Annotated in this window: 16 protein-coding genes; 5 read left to right on the top strand and 11 right to left on the bottom strand. The window is 47.3% G+C overall.

Going from position 1 to position 18,177, the window contains the following annotated elements; genetic code table 11:
- Window positions 1–14: 14 nt before the first annotated feature.
- The 3 genes from BLW16_RS16020 (at window position 15) to BLW16_RS16010 (ending at window position 1,955) form a co-directional block, all read left to right on the top strand.
- Entirely contained in the window at window positions 15–269 is a 255-nt protein-coding gene (locus tag BLW16_RS16020; protein WP_090558463.1) for a hypothetical protein, read from the top strand.
- An 85-nt stretch (window positions 270–354) separates the two neighbouring features.
- Window positions 355–1,530, top strand: coding sequence for a hypothetical protein (locus tag BLW16_RS16015; RefSeq protein WP_090558461.1), 1,176 nt, complete (start codon window positions 355–357; stop codon window positions 1,528–1,530).
- Between the two features lie 32 nt (window positions 1,531–1,562).
- Window positions 1,563–1,955: an acyl-CoA thioesterase gene (locus BLW16_RS16010; RefSeq protein ID WP_090558459.1), complete on the top strand. Its 393-nt coding sequence runs from the start codon at window positions 1,563–1,565 to the stop codon at window positions 1,953–1,955.
- Window positions 1,956–2,000: 45 nt separating this feature from the next.
- Here BLW16_RS16010 and efp read toward each other — a convergent pair whose 3' ends face one another.
- From efp to BLW16_RS15990, 5 genes are all read right to left on the bottom strand, one after another.
- The gene (efp, locus tag BLW16_RS16005; RefSeq protein WP_090558456.1) at window positions 2,001–2,561 is read right to left on the bottom strand and encodes an elongation factor P; all 561 of its coding nucleotides are present in this window, start codon (window positions 2,559–2,561) and stop codon (window positions 2,001–2,003) included.
- A 52-nt stretch (window positions 2,562–2,613) separates the two neighbouring features.
- Window positions 2,614–2,781: a hypothetical protein gene (locus BLW16_RS23030; protein WP_139298336.1), complete on the bottom strand. Its 168-nt coding sequence runs from the start codon at window positions 2,779–2,781 to the stop codon at window positions 2,614–2,616.
- 443 nt (window positions 2,782–3,224) lie between these two features.
- Complete coding sequence (locus BLW16_RS16000) at window positions 3,225–6,257, bottom strand: glycosyl hydrolase (protein WP_217631588.1); 3,033 nt, start codon at window positions 6,255–6,257, stop codon at window positions 3,225–3,227.
- A gap of 36 nt (window positions 6,258–6,293) precedes the next feature.
- Entirely contained in the window at window positions 6,294–7,802 is a 1,509-nt protein-coding gene (locus BLW16_RS15995; RefSeq protein WP_090558454.1) for a RagB/SusD family nutrient uptake outer membrane protein, read from the bottom strand.
- A 13-nt stretch (window positions 7,803–7,815) separates the two neighbouring features.
- Window positions 7,816–10,905, bottom strand: a complete 3,090-nt coding sequence (locus tag BLW16_RS15990; RefSeq protein ID WP_217631587.1) for a SusC/RagA family TonB-linked outer membrane protein — start codon at window positions 10,903–10,905, stop codon at window positions 7,816–7,818.
- Window positions 10,906–11,292: 387 nt separating this feature from the next.
- Between BLW16_RS15990 and BLW16_RS15980 the strand changes: the two genes are divergently transcribed.
- Window positions 11,293–11,877: a DUF4202 domain-containing protein gene (locus tag BLW16_RS15980; protein ID WP_090558447.1), complete on the top strand. Its 585-nt coding sequence runs from the start codon at window positions 11,293–11,295 to the stop codon at window positions 11,875–11,877.
- Between the two features lie 31 nt (window positions 11,878–11,908).
- On the opposite strand, the gene BLW16_RS15975 is transcribed toward BLW16_RS15980, so the two are convergent.
- The 5 genes from BLW16_RS15975 to BLW16_RS15960 all read right to left on the bottom strand — a co-directional run bounded on the left by BLW16_RS15975 (window position 11,909) and on the right by BLW16_RS15960 (window position 15,043).
- Entirely contained in the window at window positions 11,909–12,388 is a 480-nt protein-coding gene (locus BLW16_RS15975; RefSeq protein ID WP_090558445.1) for a GNAT family N-acetyltransferase, read from the bottom strand.
- Window positions 12,388–12,543 carry a hypothetical protein gene (locus tag BLW16_RS23750; protein ID WP_245735330.1) on the bottom strand — a complete coding sequence of 52 codons (156 nt, stop codon included), beginning with the start codon at window positions 12,541–12,543 and terminating at the stop codon, window positions 12,388–12,390. Before BLW16_RS23750 ends, BLW16_RS15975 begins: the two co-directional genes overlap by 1 nt.
- Window positions 12,544–12,555: 12 nt before the next feature.
- Window positions 12,556–12,873, bottom strand: a complete 318-nt coding sequence (locus BLW16_RS15970) for a MarR family winged helix-turn-helix transcriptional regulator (protein WP_245735328.1) — start codon at window positions 12,871–12,873, stop codon at window positions 12,556–12,558.
- A gap of 1 nt (window position 12,874) precedes the next feature.
- Complete coding sequence (locus BLW16_RS15965; RefSeq protein ID WP_090558443.1) at window positions 12,875–13,366, bottom strand: GNAT family N-acetyltransferase; 492 nt, start codon at window positions 13,364–13,366, stop codon at window positions 12,875–12,877.
- Window positions 13,367–13,477: 111 nt separating this feature from the next.
- Window positions 13,478–15,043, bottom strand: a complete 1,566-nt coding sequence (locus BLW16_RS15960) for an aminotransferase class V-fold PLP-dependent enzyme (protein ID WP_090558441.1) — start codon at window positions 15,041–15,043, stop codon at window positions 13,478–13,480.
- Window positions 15,044–15,243: 200 nt separating this feature from the next.
- Here BLW16_RS15960 and BLW16_RS15955 point away from each other — a divergent pair, with 200 nt between their 5' ends.
- Window positions 15,244–17,415: an outer membrane protein assembly factor BamB family protein gene (locus tag BLW16_RS15955; RefSeq protein ID WP_090558439.1), complete on the top strand. Its 2,172-nt coding sequence runs from the start codon at window positions 15,244–15,246 to the stop codon at window positions 17,413–17,415.
- A 19-nt stretch (window positions 17,416–17,434) separates the two neighbouring features.
- On the opposite strand, the gene rpiA is transcribed toward BLW16_RS15955, so the two are convergent.
- Window positions 17,435–18,127 carry a ribose 5-phosphate isomerase A gene (gene rpiA, locus BLW16_RS15950; protein WP_090558436.1) on the bottom strand — a complete coding sequence of 231 codons (693 nt, stop codon included), beginning with the start codon at window positions 18,125–18,127 and terminating at the stop codon, window positions 17,435–17,437.
- Between the last annotated feature and the right edge of the window lie 50 nt (window positions 18,128–18,177).

The raw sequence follows: 18,177 nt of genomic DNA, 5'->3' as shown, positions 1-18,177 counted from the left end.
CTAAACATTGAATTATGGAATCAAATGAAGAAAAACGTATTGACGCAGATAATAAACTGATTATTTCCTCAGAGCTTGACCCGGATAAAGCGGAAAAGCCAATCAACGAAGAAGTAAATGGCGGATATAACTCAGCTGAAGATACAGGAAACAGCAATGAAGATCTTGAGCTTGATCCGGATGATGATCCCAACACAAACCTCGATGAAGATGATCTCGAAGTTTTAAACGGAGAAGACATGGATGGGGAAGGAACAGACTTTTCATAAAACCCGCAGACAGGAGCACATCAACAGGTGATCAGGATATGCTGAAATATTCTTTTATTTGTGGTCAAATAGAAGCACAGTCTTTATGAAAATTTATTCTTACCCGAAAGTGTTAAGGGTTTTAATCATGGCTTTGTCTGGTCTTGGTTTTTTTGTGTTGGCCTGGCTGCTGATCCTTATTGTTGTTCCGGCAGCAATTAAAAGTGCTGATGCAGGAGAAAAATGGTTTATTGCCATCCTGATGGCCTTCACGATGATCATCCTGATGTATTCTTTTATCATCACAATGATAGGGAAGTTTGTCATAGGGGAGGACAGCGTTCGCCTGGTAAACGCTATATCTGCAAGGGAATTACTTTTTTCCGAGATCAAAGGCTACCGTGCTGACGGAAAGTATATTTATATTGAAGCTATTCCGAAGGACAAGAAAACGCTGCAGATCAGCACCTTATTAAGAGAGTCGGAGCAAATCCTCAGCTGGCTTCAAAGCCGGTACAAAGATCTTGATATACTGGAAAAAGAAGAGAAATATCAAAGTATGCTGGAGCAGCCAGGATATGGAAAAACTGCTGAAGAAAGACTCGGGAAATTCTGCAATGCCAGGGATACCTCGCGGTTTTTAAATTTTATTGGGGTCACTCTCGCCGGTCTGATATTCGTTTCAGGGATTGAAAAGTATACGATAGTTTTGGCCCTTGCTGTCCCGCTGGTATCCGGACTGATCTTACGAAGTTACCGGGGATTGATCAGGATTGGAATCCGCCGGAACAGTCCGTTTCCTACGATCATCTGGGGACTGTCCGCATTGGTCTTTTCCCTGCTGATTAAGGGTACGCGATATCAGGTGCTGGATTACACCGCGGTCTGGCAACCTGCAATACTTGCCGGAATGGTGCTTTTTATAGTGTTTGTGATCAGAAATAGTGAGTTTACCACCAGGACTTCAGCAGGTATCTACGGGCTTATTGCATTTGCCGTAACCTGCTTGATTTATGGATTCAGCTCAGTTATCGCAGTAAACTGCATCTACGATACTGCTGTCAGCCAAGACTTTAAAGCCATTGTTGTGGAAAAATTTATCACCACAGGCAAAAGAACCATTTACAACCTCCGGCTTTCCCACTGGGGGAATCAGCAGAAAACTCATCGGATCAGCGTTCCTTACGAAATGTATGACAGGAAATATATCGGAGACGCGATGATGGTGCACCAGCACCATGGAATGCTGAAAATTCCCTGGTATACCGTTACCGGGCATTGAAATATTAATTATAATAATTATCTTTGCAGGATATGGAAATCTATAAATACGAAATTCAGCTTAAGGTAAGGGATTATGAATGCGATATTCAGGGCGTAGTAAACAACGCTGTCTATCAATCCTATCTGGAACATGCAAGGCACGAGTACCTCGTAGCAAAGGGACATTCATTTAAGGAACTGACGGAACAAAATATCCTTTTAATGGTTTCCCGCGTAGAAATGGACTTTAAACGGCCTCTAATCAGCGGGGATTCCTTTGCTGTAAAGATAACAGCGGAACGTGAAGGTTTGAAGCTGGTGTTTCTTCAGGATATTGTCCGTCTAGCCGACAATAGTTTATGTGTGAAAGCGAGGGTTGAGGTGATCGCCAAAATCAATGACAAGCTGAGCAGGGGCGAGATCTTTGATACCCTTCTGGTCTGAATACATAAAAAGCCGAAACACTATTCCCGGAAAGATCGTCTGTAACTATTTTACGCGTTCTACGTATTCGCCTGTACGTGTGTCTACTTTCACTTTATCACCCTGATTCACAAACAGAGGAACTTTAATTTCCACACCATTTTCTGTGGTTGCGTATTTCTGTGCACCTGAAGAAGTATCACCTTTAACAGCTGGTTCAGCGTAGGTAATTTCCAGTTCCACGAAGTTTGGTGCCTGTGCCATAATAGGTTCTTCACTTTCAAAAGAAACGATCACATCCATTCCTTCCTTTACAAATTTCGCAGATGGTCCGAACAATGCTTTGGGCACGTTAAACTGATCAAAAGTAACGTTATCCATGACTACAAAATAATCGCCTTCTTCGTACAGGTACTGGAAATCGTTAGTTTCTACACGGCAAATCTCAATCTGCTCATCAGTTCCTAAGCGGGCTTCCACAATTTTTCCGGTTTTGATGTTACGAAACTTGCCCAAGTAGAATGCTCCACCTTTTCCTGGCGTGCGGTGTATGAGTTCTGTAACTGTTACCAGTTCGCCGTTGTAGCGTAAAATATTTCCTACTTTAGCCTCAGATGTTTTTGCCATATAAATATAAATTGTAAATTTTTGAGTTCAAAGATAGGCGCTTTTTTGACATTTATTGTTGCAGCTGACAAGATATTGTTTTTTCATCCTCCAAATCAATGAGCTGTGGTTCTCTGTGTTCAGGGCCTCCCTGCACCAGCCTGTGCCCGATGGCCTCGATGGAAAGGCGATGCCTCTTTGCTGTCAGCCAGTCCACCAGTGCCTTGACCCTATCTGCCATGGTTTTATAGGTATCAGAACTATTGCTGTAAATGACATTGTCCTGCCGCCTGATTTCCAGGTACTGTCTTTGCTGCCGATGTGGTTTAGTGCTCCCGATAGTGCTGCATGCAGGGATTTTGTGTGCTAAAGACTAAATTTCAGGCTTGAAGAACCACCGTTAATCACCAATATGTATTTTTCTGTACCTGCTGTCATAAAATGATGAGTATGAATACGTAAAGAATAATACTATAACGAAGTTACGGACGAATGGGTTTGTAAAAATGACGATAATCATTTATTCCATATACTTCAGTGAATCCCGTGCTCCCTTTACGGTTACGTATCCCGTAAAAACTGCCGGGCTTTGTGCTGCCATCCTGGCCATATGGTTCTGGTGTCTGATTTGCAATGGAGAACAAGAAAGGGCATTAAAGTTTTACCCGGCACGGATGCCGGCATCTATTGATCCCTCAGCTCCTCCACAACTGTAACGGGTCCCAACAATCCGGATGGCAGTAATGGGGAGCTGGCTTTATACTGATCCGAAGTGGTAAATGTATACCTGCCGCTTGTGCGTGGCTGATGTTTGAGCAGCCATTCCGGCCACTTGTCGTTTTTGATCCCGTCAAACGGTTTTTTCTCATCTCCAATCAGCCTGTTGGCCCAGCGGTTTGCCACATCAATCACCAGTACATTGTTTTTCTGCTGTACCGCAGCGGAGATGTCTACCCTCCAGGGGGCAGTCCATACCACGCCCAGGTCTTTCCCGTTCAGTGTTACCCTTGCCATGTCTTTTACGGTTCCCAGGTCAAGATATACGGTTGTTTTACCTGTACGCCGGTCTTCCGCTGAGAGATCGAACGTTTTGTGATAAGATGCGATGCCCGAATAAAATTTAATTCCTTCCTCCCGGTTGCTGCTCCAGTCTGATAAGGTGTCAAACGCCGTGTGTGCCGGGCCTCCCCATTTGGGGTCGAAACTCAGCTCCCAGGACCCGCTCAGGGTAGCCAGGGAACGGGTCTCCGGTTGTATACTAACTTTTGACGGCAGCCACCGGTTTTCCTGTGAAAACACGATAAAACAACTTTCGTAAGCGGCCAGCTGCAACGGGACGGTCGTTATGCCCGAATTTAAGCTGAAATCATACACCGGCCTTATTTTTCCCGTAACGGCATCCCATCTTTCCGGAGCGCCCATTGCGGAGCGGAACATCGCATCAGCCTTAAGCGTTTTGCCGGTGGTGTTCGAAACAAAGTACAGATCCCTGCCAGGCATGCTGCGGTGGGTATACCTGAGGGAGCTGTCCGCCATGAAATCTTCCCGTATGTTCATTGCGCGCAGGAGACCGGCGGTGAGCTGATAGGATGGGTACAAATGATCCGCAGCTGGAGTACCTCCCCAGATCAGCATTCCCTTACCATATTTCCGGCGGCGTTCATTTTGCGGTTTTGCTGTTGTTCCCCAGATCTGGCGGCTCAGTTGCAGCACTCGATTGTCGCAGGCCGGAAAACCGGTAAGGCTGGGCGACCTTAACGGCGGGTTGCCGCTGACCGTTGCGCCGAGTTTCAGCAGGCTGCCGATCTTTGCAAGCAATTCGGGTGTCATGGATTCAACATCCGGGAGTATCAGTATCTTGTAGGATGCGCCACCCGGGAAAACGATCTGGTTGTTCCGCACGGTTGCTTTCATCAGTTGCAGGGGCGAACAGCCGTCAAAATTGTAGCCCCTTCTGTCACCAATGGTATCACCCTGAATGGCCGATGAAGGCGGAACAAAAACATGTGGTGCGCCTTCTGGCGTGAGGTACAATATATCTGCAACGGTGCGCCCCTGCTGCAGCAGGTACTGGCAGCGGGTGATATACTGATGGTAGCCCTCAACCATGGGCCACCAGGTCTGGCTCCTGTCCCAGTGAACACCATAGGGGCCCATGGTGGCGCCCGGCTTCAGTGAATCAGGAAGGAACTGGTTTTGGAAGGTGTGGTAAACAAAACGATTGATGCCGGCGGCCAAAGCCCAGTCGCCCTGGTTTTTCATTGATCCCGGATATTGTTTCCATCCTTCATTGTCCTGCGCAGTAAAAGCTTCTGCAGGAACAAGCGTTTTACCGCCCACATGTGCTATCGATGTGGCTTCTATCACGCTGTAGGTAGAGTTAAAACCGAAACCTTTGCTCCAGAACTCGGCCATGGGCACATCGGCAATGCTTCCCAGCTCAAGGTCTGCCGTCGGGTTCATATCATATGGCTCGATAGACAAAGATAAATTGTGCCGTTTGGCATAATCCTTCACATGCTGTGCATGGTTTTCCAGCACCAGCTCCTGTGCTGTCTGGCGCAGGTCCCAAAGAAAACGTTCACTCTCCGCCAGGCTGCCCACGATCTTCCCGTCATAAACAGGGTAATATTTCAGCGGATCATAATGTCTTCTTTTCAGAAATTCCTTTCTGAATGCTGCAGTCCAGTTCTGCGCGCCCATTTCCCAGCTGTCCATATGCAGCCGCTTCAGGCCTCCGGCTACTCCCGGCCCTGTTTTTCCGGTTCTTGTTAAAAGCTTTCCGATATAGGCATTTAGATGGGCATTGAGTGCTGTCGTATCAAATTTATCCGATTCAAATCCCAGTCCGGGAACAGGGGCAGGGCGCGTAATTGCACCATTATTGCGGCTGCCAAAACGCATGATGGTCCATTTACCGGAAGGGGGCCGCCAGCTCAGTGTTCCGTCAGCCGCCATTTTACCGGTAAGGTCTATGATCCTGCTCTTTTCAATACCACTGTTTTTTCCAGTCGTCGGCCCCGAAGGGGATGGGAGGTAGGGTTTTACCACACCCGAGCTGTAAGGAGCCCTGAAGTAAAGTGCTTTTTCTTCATGATCGCTTATCTTGCCTGTTTTTCCGTTCAGCGGAAAGGCCAGCACGGCAACATCCTCATAATAACTGTTCCATTCCTTCCTGAACTCCGGCGTCAGCGAGCCTTCCCCAAAAAAAGGTTTTTTGGGCGCTGGTACCGGGAGCACAATTTTTTTATGGCTGCCGGCACTGATGGTCACTTCGCTGGATACCAGGTGCTGCATAGACTGGCTGCCCTTTACCCAGGGGCCGCCACTGCCTGTCCATCCGGGGCCGATCCCGAGAGTAATCTCTATCCCCAGGCGCCTTGCCTCTTTTTCAGCATGTACAAAAAGCGAGGTCCATTCCTCACTGAGGAAATCTACCGGGCCGCGGGGCACGCCTACGTTCACTTCCAGGAAGACCAGGTTGCCTATTCCTGCCTTTTTCATTGCTTCCAGATCTTTGGTGATGGTTCCGGCAGACATATTTCCGTCCATAAAATACCAGTAAACACCCGGTTTATACGCATCCGGCGGATGGATAAAAGTGGCTTTCAGATCTCTCTGCGCATATCCTTCTGGAAGCAGGAAAAACGACAGCATGAAAATTAAAAGGGCTTTCAGTGAGTTGAGCATAGGAGAATCAGCATTATAGTTTTGCATAATCAATATAGATAAACAAGGGCATATTTTCTGCGGTCAGTAACCCGGGTTTTGTGTTAAGTTTTTGTCCAAGAAAATCTGTCTGTCAGGAATAGGGAACAGCGCTTCATAACCATCAAATTGATAATCACTGGGAGAAAACTGTACGCCGCTCCTGTCTACTGTTGGGTGCAGTTTTTCCTGCTGCCCATGCGCATTCAGCAAGGTCAGCAGCTGTGCATTCGTCAGCGATCTTTTTAAATCAAACCAGCGGTCGTTTTCAAAGGCAAGTTCCATTCTGCGTTCATGCCTGATGGCCGTGCGGAACGATTCCTGGCTGAGGCCCGATAAAGCTGACAGTCCGGCCCTCGCCCTCACCTGATTGATGTACTGGTAGGCGCCTCCCGGTCCGCCCTGTTCATTGATCGCTTCTGCTAACATCAGCAAAATATCTGAATACCGCAAAACAGGCCAGTTATCATCTGTTCTGCCAACAATGGTGTGCGGATGGTTGTATTTATTTACAAAAGGAATGGGCACAAACGTTCCGGCTGAATTGGTATATCCCGGTTTGAAGGAAACATCTTTGCGCTGGTCACCAGGTTCAAATTCATTCATGATGCTGTTGGTGGGGATGTTCCATCCCTGCGGCCTGCTGGTTGGAAAGCCGGTGACGGCGCCCTCAGAGTCCCGCGGTGCAAAAACATAGATAAAATTGCTCCACTCACCCAGGTTGTTACCGCCCTGGTACTGGACCTCGAAGAGGGATTCGATACTGTTTTTATGGTTAGGATCAAAAACCGAGGTATAGTCTCCCAGCAACGCATATCCCAGCGGCAGGACCTGCCGCAGGCTGGTTTCTGCTTCAGGATAATTCTTCATGGTCAGGTAAACTTTGCCCAGCAGTCCCAGTGCTGTGCCTTTTGAAGCGCGACCGGCATCAGCGGCCCCGTATTCGCTTTTTGCGGGCAGTTTTGCCGCAGCATCCTTCAGATCCCGGACGATCTGGGCGTACACTGCGCTTTCCTCGCTTCTGGTGGTCTTAAAGGCATCGGAGGATGTCGCGAGGGGCTCAGTGATCACCACCACACCACCAAAATAGCGTACCAGGTTAAAGTAATAATAAGCCCTCATGAATTCAAGTTCGCCTTTATACTGGTTTTTCTTTGCCTCAGCGACTGCGGGAACGCCGTCTATCTTTGACAATGCATAATTGATATTATACAGGGCATTGTAACTTTGATTGTACATATCTGCAATGTTTACATTGGTTGCCGTCACATTCCAGAATTCAAACGCCTCCACCCGGTCGGTCTGCCCCCTGTCAGAGGGGTTCAGCTGGATGGTGCTATTGTCAGATGACATTTCCGCGAAAATGTACTGGCTGTTTACATGGTCTTGCAGGGAACTGTAGCCTCCGCTTACCGCCTGCTGCAGTTCCTGTTCATTGTGATAGAACTTGTCGGCCGTTTTTTTTGTAGGATCCGTCAGGTCCAGGAAAGATTTTTTACAGGAGACCACACTGATGACACCTGCAATGAGTAGGATTGTATATAGATTTTTCATCTTTTCAATTGATTTAAAAGTTAACCCTTGTGCCTATAGATACCGTTCTTGGAACGGGATAAGATTCCAGGTCCCTGCCCGGACTGATCACATTGTTTCCATCGCTCGCCCTGGCCGAGTTTACCTCAGGATTATTGCCCGGATATTTTGTGATCAGGAAGGCATTGTCTATACTGATGAAAACCCTGGCATCGAAGATGTTTTTTACCCTTGGGATCGTGTAACCAAGCGTAATATTTTTTACCCAGGCATAATTGCCGCTATATACATAGCGTGAATTTGATTCCCTTGTAAAATAATAGGTGTTTGAGCCTGCCTGTTTGCCTGCACCAGGATTTTGTTCAGACCTCCAGCGGTCCTGCACTTCTGTAATTACATTAAATACACCATCTATATTTGCCAGGTTCATTTCAATGGCCCTGTAGATGTCGGCCCCGTAAGCTCCGGTGAAGAGCGTGCTCAGGTCAAATCTTTTGTAACCTACATTCCAGTTCCATCCAAAGGTAAATTTCGGGTTAGGATTGCCTATCACCACCATATCCTGAGTATCATAGGATATTTTTCCGTCACCGTTGCCATCTAAATACTGGTAAGTACCGGGGATGCTGTTCGGGTTATTCGGACCGGCATTGATCTGTGCCTGGTTCTGATAGATCCCCAGCACTTTATATCCATAAAACAGTCCGATAGGTTTGCCCACTTCAGTGATGTTATATCCATCATAGAAAGCGCCGGTAAGCAGCGAATTCCTGTCGCCGTCAATCGATAACACTTTATTTCTGTTGAAAGAGATATTAAAGCCGCTGCCGAAGGTAACGCCATTAAACTTATCCCGGTAGTTCAGGCCGAATTCCCATCCCTTATTCTGCAGCTTTCCGATGTTGGTAATAACGCTGTTAAAGCCTGAAACAGCCGGTACTTCTACGTTGAGCAGCATATTTGTTGTGAGTTTCCTGTAGTACTCCGCAGTAAAAGACAGCTTGCCCTGGAACAGGCTGATGTCTGTGCCGATGTCCAGTTGTTTTGACTGTTCCCAGCCCAGGTTGGTGTTTGGAAAGGAACCGATGGTAGCCCCCGGAGAGATTGCATTTCCCAGTACGTAGTTGCTGGTATTGATATTTGCCTGCGAGGTGTAATTACCGATGTTGTTGTTTCCTGTTACTCCATAACTTGCGCGCAGCTTAAGATCTTCGACCCAGCTTAATTTCGGGAAAAAGTCTTCCTGTGAAAGGCGCCATCCGACAGACGCAGATGGAAAGCTGCCCCATCGGTTGTTGCTGCCGAAGCGTGAACTGGCTTCACGATTGAAGGCTGCAGTGAACAGGTACTTGCCCTGATAGGAATAGTTGACCCTGGAAAGGAAACTTTCTATAGTAAAAGCGGCCATGCCGGAACTTCCATCCCGCTGGTTGGCCGCCGATACATATTCTACCAGGTCGTCCGGAAACTCGGTACCCGTTGCACTCCCGGTATTGATGGTGTTTTTCTGGAAGATGTGTCCTACGGTTACTTCCAGTTTATGGTCTTTAAACTGCGGGGAGTAGGTCAGCAGGTTGTCCATACCATAGTTCAGGTAGTTATAAAAATGTTCTCCGCCGCTTGCCTGCAGGGGAGGGGCATTATTGAATCCTGCAATATCTGATGGCGTAAAGTCGTGGTTCCTGTCATTCTCCAATGATCCGTTCAGGTTAGTCCTGAAAGAGAAATTTTTGAAAGGTTTAACTTCTACATAGGCATTTGCCGTAACGTTGCCCTTGTATTCCTGGTGCAGTTCTTCATTGAGGCGCTGCACAGGGTTGGGAAACCCGAAGATGTTGTCATGGCCGCCAATATAATTGTTATAGGAGCCATCTGCATTATACACCGGCTCACGGGGGTCCATGAGCAGGGCCTGGTCCACTATATTATTTCCATAACCACCGGCTATGGCATCACTGTTTCTTGCCCAGGAGTATGCGCCTGACAGGTGCAGTCCGATGTTTACGTATTGGTTGGGTTTACTATCCAGGTTGGCCCTTGCAGTGACCCGCCGGAATCCGGTATTGATCAGCGCACCGTCCTGGCTCAGGTAGCCCATTGACAGGTAGGAACTTGTTTTCTCTGAACTGTTACTTACAGACAGGTTATAGTCGTTGAACGGCGCGTTCTGATGCAGGATCTCGTTGTACCAGTCGGTAGAGCTTGTGGTCTGTTCCGGGTATCTGAAATCTGCCGGAATCTCCGTCACCTGGGGTTCCCGGTTTTCAAAATACCTGATCTTGTCTGTAAATACCTGGTTTTGGAACGCGGCAAACTGGGGTCCGTTGAGTACCTTCACTCTTCGGGAATCCGGCACATTGGCAAAGCCGTTATTGGTACTTAGGGTGATCTTCTGACCGCCTTTTTTACCGCTTTTAGTGGTGATCAGCACAACGCCATTTGCACCCCTGGACCCATAAACCGAAGTAGAGGCTGCGTCTTTCAGGATGGTCATGGTTTCGATGTCATTTGAATTCAGTGCTGTTCCCACGTTAGTGCCCAGCGGGAATCCATCCACAACGTACAGAGGGTCACTTGTTGCGCCCAGTGAGCTGTTGCCCCGGATCTCTACCTGAAGTTCCTGTCCGGGCTGTCCGGTAGTCTGTTTCGCCACCACACCCGGCGCCTGGCCCTGTAAAAGGCGGCCTACGTTCGACGCGGGGACACCCTGTGATTTTGACAGGTCTATCTCCGATACTGCAGCGGTGATATCACCTTTTCGCTGTGATCCGTAGGCCAGTACCACCACCTCCTTCAAACCTTGTGAGGTGGCAGACAGGCGGACGTTCAATACTGGCTGGTCACCTGCAACGATCCGTTTTTCGGTATATCCGATATAGCGGAATACCAGTGTGGCGCCCTTAGTGGCGTTAATAGAGAAACGCCCCCTGGCGTCAGTTTGTGTAGCAATTGCCGTTCCCAGCACAGCAACGGAAACACCCGTTACCTGTTCGGCATTCACCGAATCTGTTACTGTTCCGGAAAAAACCGTTGGGTTTTGTGCATTAGCGGGATGGCAAAATAGGGAAATGACCAGAAGGGCTAAGCAGCTGCTGGTCAGCATACGGGAAATATTCCTGTTCATGGTTTCTATTTGGTTAGAATTTTATATTTGGTTTACTGTATTGTTAAATTTTAATGAGCTTCTTTACATCATAGGCACTATTTTATTAATGAATCGGGACATTAATCATTTCATAGGAAAGACAGAAGGGCTGTCTGTGTCTGCATATAAAAGTATCTGTATATTAATGGGTTATAAATGGATTTTCTGATAAAAAAACTGCAGTTTTTGCTTAGTTTGAACTTTTTGCAAATACAAATACCTTCCGATCAGCTTGATTCTAATTATTATTTTTCAAAGATCTTTAAAGAAAAAACAAAGCTGACACCCAGGGCATACAGGAAACGGTACACTGAAATATAATTTAATCTTTACTTATTTGTACCTTCGGGCATTCACCAAGACAAGATGACCAAACTGCAATCCGCTTTTGAAAAATTTGACGATTACAATCAAAAAGACCCGAATCTTTTCCAATGGCAAGGGGAGAGTTATCCCAGGGAATATTTTTTGGCTGTAAGATTGTATGATTGGGTAAAAAAGATCGAACCAGGCGCCAGTGAGGAGCTGTTGCTGGCTTCAAGAAGCCAGCATATCGGGCGCTGGGAAATTCCGCGTGAAGAATACCCTGAAGGCCGGACGGCGTATCTGAAATGGAGAAGCGAACTCGCCTTGTATCATGCACAAAAATCCGGTCAGCTGCTGCAGGAAGCAGGGTATGATGAGGAAACTATCGCGCGTGTGCAGCAGATCATCCTGAAAAAACGAATCAAACTCGATAGTGAAGTGCAGACCATGGAAAATGCACTTTGCCTGGTGTTCCTGCAATATCAATATGAAGAATTCCATCCCAAACATCCGGAAGAGAAGGTCATCAATATCCTGAAGAAGTCTTTACTGAAGATGGATGCCCATGGCCATCAGTTTGCATTGGCCATGAGTTTCTCCGAAAATGGCTTGTACTACATACAGCAGGCTTTGGCGCTTTTATAGCATCCGGGCAGCTGTGGGTAGGCGCGATGTATTAACTGATATCTTTTAACATCCAGATATTACAGGTCTTGTGCACAGAATTCAGCAATGGCTTGTCCAGTCTGACGAACCCCAGTTTTTCATAAATACTTACCGCTTTTGAAAATTCGGATAAGCTTTCCAGATAAAGTTGCGTATAGCCGAGTTCAACAGCGGAACTGATGCTTTTTTGCATCAGCAACCTTCCTGTACCGGTACCCCTGGCCGCAGCGCTCAGATAAACCTTAACAAGCTCCGCACAGTTTTCCGGTAATCCTTCGGTAGGGAATATCCCGCTGCAGCCTGCAAGGCTGCCTCCGCTTTCTGCAACCCATAACACTGAACGCGGTTCTTTAAACAGCTCAAACAGCTCATCTGTAGTAGGGTCTGAATATACTGTTCCTTCTTTTGGTGCATCATGTTCTACAAATACTTCTCTGATTAATTTTGCAAGTGCTTCGTTATCTGTTTTTTCTAATTTCCTGATTGTCATTATCGTGTGGAATTATTTTTTAACTGTAATGCCCTTTGCAGAAAACTCTGACTGGCTATTTTTTCCTCTGCTTCATTGATTGCCTTCAGCAGGTTATTCTGATTATCTGTAATCTCATTCATGACCATGGTCATCAGCGCCCAGACAGGCTGCATTGCGGAAACGAGTTAATTTCCCTTTGCAGTCAGTAAAATCAGTCGTTTACGGTCATCCTGCTTATCCTTTTTGGAACGGATCAGCTTCTGTTTCTCCAGTTCCTTGAGCAGGCTGATGGTCGAGGGGTGTGTATAACCGATCTCGTTAGCAATTTCCACCACACTTAACACCTCTTTATGATGGAGCGAATAGATCACGGGAAACCATTTCGGCTCAAAGTCTATGTCAAACGATTTGTAGATCAGCGCGCCGTCCTTACGCAGCTGCTCGCTCAGACGCTGGAGCCTTGTCGAAATGGCTAATACACCCGATTGGTCAATAATATTCATGTTAAGCGTTTAGTATCAGATGGCAATATACATTATCAGCACTCATCAGGGGAAAGGAGCCGGGCAGGTCTTCTTTCCCGATCTGTACAAAATAGTTTTTTTCGTAGAAGCGTAAGGCCGCTTTCAGTATTGACACCGTTCCGAGATACAAATCATTCAAACCTTTTTCCCTTGAGTAAAGGATCAGATTTTCCAGTAACTGTTGTGCAATCCCCAGTTCTTTTCCTCTGTAATCCTGCTTCACAAACATTTTTCTGATGGCACCGGCATCCTCACTGAATATTTTCAGGGCGATGGTCCCGACCAGCTGCCCGTCTATAAATGCGCCCCAGAAACAGCCTCCACCCTCATAATAAAAATTTTTAATATCCTGCAGGTCAGGCTGATCGGCTAGTGTAACGGCGACGTTGAATTCATTTTGCTGGATGTTTAAAATCAAATCGATTACCGTTTCTTCGTATTCATCTTCAATGGGAACAATCTGTATTTTCATAGATTTAATTGTGAATTCAAAACTACGTAGTTAAAAACATATATCAAATTTGTTTTGAAGAAATCTTGTGATTCAGTTTTATAGTAGTGGCTTTAATGAGCGTAACCTATGTTATTTCATTTTATACACATGCCTCCAGGCCTTCCAGGTTGCTTTGCCGTACTCTCCAAGGCTCAATTCTCCTTCCATTGTATCACCAGTAACTTTGCCCGCGAAAAAGGAATGCACCCTTGCACCATCTACGCCGTAAGTACTGCGAATCAGTACATCGGTGCCATGTATTGTTCCGGTAAGGTCTCTCGGGCCTATACTTCCTGTGTATGTACCTTCAAACGCATCTCCTTTTTGTTCAATCATAAAAGTCTGACTGACCGTACTGGCGTAAAATTTTGTTTCTACATCCCATTGTCCGCTTAGGTCTGTCGTTGCGGCTGCAACAGTTGCTGCTGCGGGCTGCGGTTTTGACAGGATTTCAAAAATGAGGTTTGCCACGATCTTTTCATCGCCTTCACTCATCTGGGAGGAATTTACCAGAATGCTGGTTTTCTGGTTTGGCTGAAAGTAACTGCCTGCAGACCCTACCGATATCCGCGGATTCCCATTCCACAGCAGGTCTTCAACTTCCTGCCCGATATAGGGAATCCTGGTATTATCCCATGAGATGATCAGATCGGGGCTCGGATTTGACCGGCCAACCGGCTGTTTGATTAATGTGGTCAGCCCGGGAACAGATTTTATGCGGTTCGCAATACTTTCCAAACGCGTGTTCCATAACTTTTTTTCTGCCTCATGGTCACGTTTAAACCACATCTCAGCGGCGGTCAGCATGCCAATTACTTCCTCACGGCCCACCTTAAAGCCTCTCCCGAAACCATGGTGCGGGCCGGTATTCATTCTGGCGGCCATGATCAGGTCTTTCCTGCCGATCAGCAGTCCCGCACACTGCGGGCCCCGCAGGTATTTACCTCCACTGTAGGCCACCAGGTCAGCACCCTGGCTGATATGCGGATTAGGTTTTTCCGGGCCTTCCGCCGCGGCATCCACCAGGATTGGAATACCAAGGGGTTTGGTGATCTCTGAGATCACTTTCAGCGATAAGGCACCACGTTCGGACTCTTCCCCTGCCAGCAGGTATACCATAGCCGTCCTTGGCCCCAGAGCGGCCTGTAATTCTATCACATTTGCCACCTGGATCATCCTTACGCCCACAGCTTTACACCCCGCGTCGTATGCAGAACGTGAATAGGAAGTGATCACCACCTCATCTTTCATCCCTGTGATATTGGGGATCATCCAGATCTTATCAGGATCTCCGCCGGTGACGCAGCCTGCGGTAGCGGCGGTGATTGCTGCTGATGCCCCTGCAGTCACACAACCGGATTCTGTGCCCATCAGCTCAGCCAGGCGCCTGCCCACACCGTCCATCAGTTCATCGATCTGAACAAATTCATGAATTGCAGCATCCATTGCGTCACGTACTTCGGGCAATACTTTACTTGCGCCGATCACGGTAACGGTTCCGCGGGCATTCAGTATCGGCTTAACGCCAATGGCTTCATACACACTTTTACGTTTAGCGGCAATGGAGGGCAGGGGTACCGCTGCACTTAAAGCTCCGGGTACAGCCATTGAAACAGGCAGTATGGCCAGGCTTTTGATCACATTTCTTCGGTTCATAAAAATTTAGTGGGTCTAGGGTGGCTCAATATCCGGTTTTTTATGTCGCGTTCTATGTAAAATTTTTATGTTGCTGTGCAATAAAACTGGCATGGTATGTTAAATGAAAAAGATGATCCGGCTATCAGCTACCTGATTCTGCTGAGCGGATAGTGGAAACGAACAATAAATTATTTACTTTGCTGTTATAGATCATTCAGATGCTAATCAGAAAAACTAAAATAATACTTACGCTGATCATATCAGCAGGGGTTGTGGCATGTGCCGTATATTTCTTACAAAATAAGGACCATGGCTGGAAAGTATATGGCGGCAGCAGTGAAAACATCAAATACTCTACACTCCGTCAGATCGATACGTCAAACGTTAGCCAGCTGAAGGTAGCATGGGTCTACCATGCTGAGCATGATGATACCACGCGGTATGGTATCATGGAATGCAACCCCATTATTGTTGACCACACCCTTTACGGGGTATCTCCAAAGATGAAATTATTTGCGCTGGACGCGGCAACCGGTAAGGAAAAATGGCATTTCGATCCGGCAGATTCCCTGACCAATAAGACCTGGCACAGGAACAGCGTAAACATGAACAGAGGCGTTTCTTACTGGAGCGATGGTGATGACCGGAGAATTATCTATACCGTTGGGCCTATCGCATTTGCAGTAAATGCAGGCACGGGAAAGCTCATCGGCAGCTTTGGAAAAGACGGGGGCATCGATCTCAGGAAAGGCCTGGGAAGAGAAGAAAAGGATATGTCTATATCTCCTACATCGCCTGCGATGATCTTTAAAGACCTGTTTATTGTGAGCGGCGCCGTAAATGAAAGCACTCCCGGTCATATCCGTGCCTTTGATATCAGAACCGGTGCGCAGAAATGGATCTTTCATACTGTTCCGTATCCGGGTGAACCCGGATTTGAAACCTGGGACGACCCAACTGCGTACAAAAGAATGGGCTCCACCAATGCCTGGTCTGGGTTTACCCTGGACCATAAAAGAGGCTTGCTGTTTGCCGGAATCGGCAGCCCTACTAACGACTTTTACGGCGGGGACCGTTCCGGAAAAGGCCTTTACGGGAATGCTGTGATTGCCCTTGATGCTGCCACGGGGAAACTGAAATGGCATTTCCAGGCCATTCACCATGATGTATGGGACATGGATATTTCGAGCCCTCCGGCTCTTGTTTCCCTGAAACGTAATGGGAAGCAGGTGGATGCGGTGGTACAAACCACAAAAACAGGACTTATTTTTGTCTTTGAACGTACCACCGGGAAACCGCTCTTTCCGGTCGAAGAGAGAAAAGTGCCTGTAAACGGTGCGGTAGCGGGAGAACACCTGAGCCCTAGCCAGCCCTTCCCGGTATTGCCAAAACCTTTTGTAAGGACAATCATGACCGAAAAGGACCTGAACCATCTGGGTACTGATTCCTCTTACCAGGACATCAAACAACGTTTTCAGACCTACCGCTCCGAAGGGATCTATACACCACCTACAGAAAAAGGAACTATTATTTTGCCCGGCTATGATGGCGGGGCAAACTGGGGCGGCCCGGCTATAGATCCTGAAACAGGAATATTGTATATCAATGCAAATGAGATGGCCTGGGTACTCAACCTGGTTAAAGATACTTCATCTGCGAAGGAAGGGATGACCAACCACCAGGCTGCTGCACTTTTATACAGCAAGAACTGCATGGGCTGCCATGGCCCGGAGCGTTTAGGGTCAGGTGATTATCCCTCGCTGATCGGAGTAGGTAAAAAATATAGCCTGTCTGAGTTCAGCCAGCTGCTGTCCACAGGAAGAAGGATGATGCCTGGCTTTGGCCATCTTTCCAAAGATGAAAAAACTGCACTGGCCTCTTTGGTATTAGACCAGAAATCTGAGCAGGATAAACGTTACAAGGGGTCAGTGATCGAAAAAGAACGTTCTTCAAAACCTTCCTATACGTTCACCGGGTACAATAAGTTTTTAACAAAAGACGGTTATCCGGCGCTCAGTCCGCCATGGGGTACGATCAGTGCCATCAACCTCAATACCGGTAAATACGAATGGCAGGTTCCCTTTGGTGAGTTTGAGGAGCTAAAGAAGAAGGGCATTCCAACAACGGGACGTGAGAACTTCGGCGGACCGGTGGTAACGGCAGGAGGGCTGCTCTTCATCGGGGCTTCGGCCGACGGATATTTCAGGGCAATAGACAAAAAGACAGGCAAAATATTGTGGCAAACGAAGCTTCCTGCAGCAGCTATGGCTACTCCGGCGATTTATGCAATAGGGGGCAGGCAATATGTTGTGATCGCCTGTGGCGGAGGAAAATCCGGCGGAAAAGGTGGCGATTCTTATGTTGCCTTTACGCTGCCCGATCAGCCGTAAGGATTTTAAGTTGCAGCAATCAGCTGTATTGCGGCCTCAGGATTTTTATTCCTTCTTCTCCGGCTACAATAGCTTTTGTGGCCATCCTGTAAAACAGGGAATGTTCCACAATACCGGGGATCATTTTGATCTTTACATTAAGTTCCGCGGGCTTAACCGGCTGGCTGAAATAAATATCAATGAGGTAGTTTCCGTACTCTGAAATGACTGCGCCATCTTTCTCCGTGCTCATCCGGAGCCGTAATTCAGCATCAGGAAAACTAGCGGTGATCTGTTGCAATATGGTGTTCAGTGCTGCCGGAATGACTTCAATGACAAGGGGGTAAATATTATTTAACTGGTCTGCGAATTTTCCTGTATCACCGATCAGGATAAACTCATCTGCCATAGATGCCAGGATCTTCTCCGTGGTATGGATACCGCCACCGCTTTTCAGGGCACTCAGCTCCGTATCAAACTGGTCACACCCGTCAAAATAGATATCCAGCATATCAACTGCGGCGGCAGACTTCAGGTTCAGGCCAGATTTCAGTATCAGCGCTGATGAGTTAAAGGACGATGATACCAGTGTAAGCGTAGAGGAGAACGTACATTCTGCAGCAATCAGCCTTATCAGTTTGGCAATGGTACTTCCGGCTCCAACCCCTATGGTTTGTCCGGCTTTGATCAGTTTTGAAGCCGCTTTTGCAGCTTCCATTTTGTAATCGGTCATATTTAGGTTATCAGTAAAATCAGTATTTCCTGGTCTTTCTCAGGACGCAG

It is taken from the genome of Pedobacter hartonius, assembly GCF_900107535.1.
Classification (GTDB): Bacteria; Bacteroidota; Bacteroidia; order Sphingobacteriales; family Sphingobacteriaceae; genus Pedobacter; species Pedobacter hartonius.
This window is presented reverse-complemented; position numbering and strand designations above follow the sequence as displayed.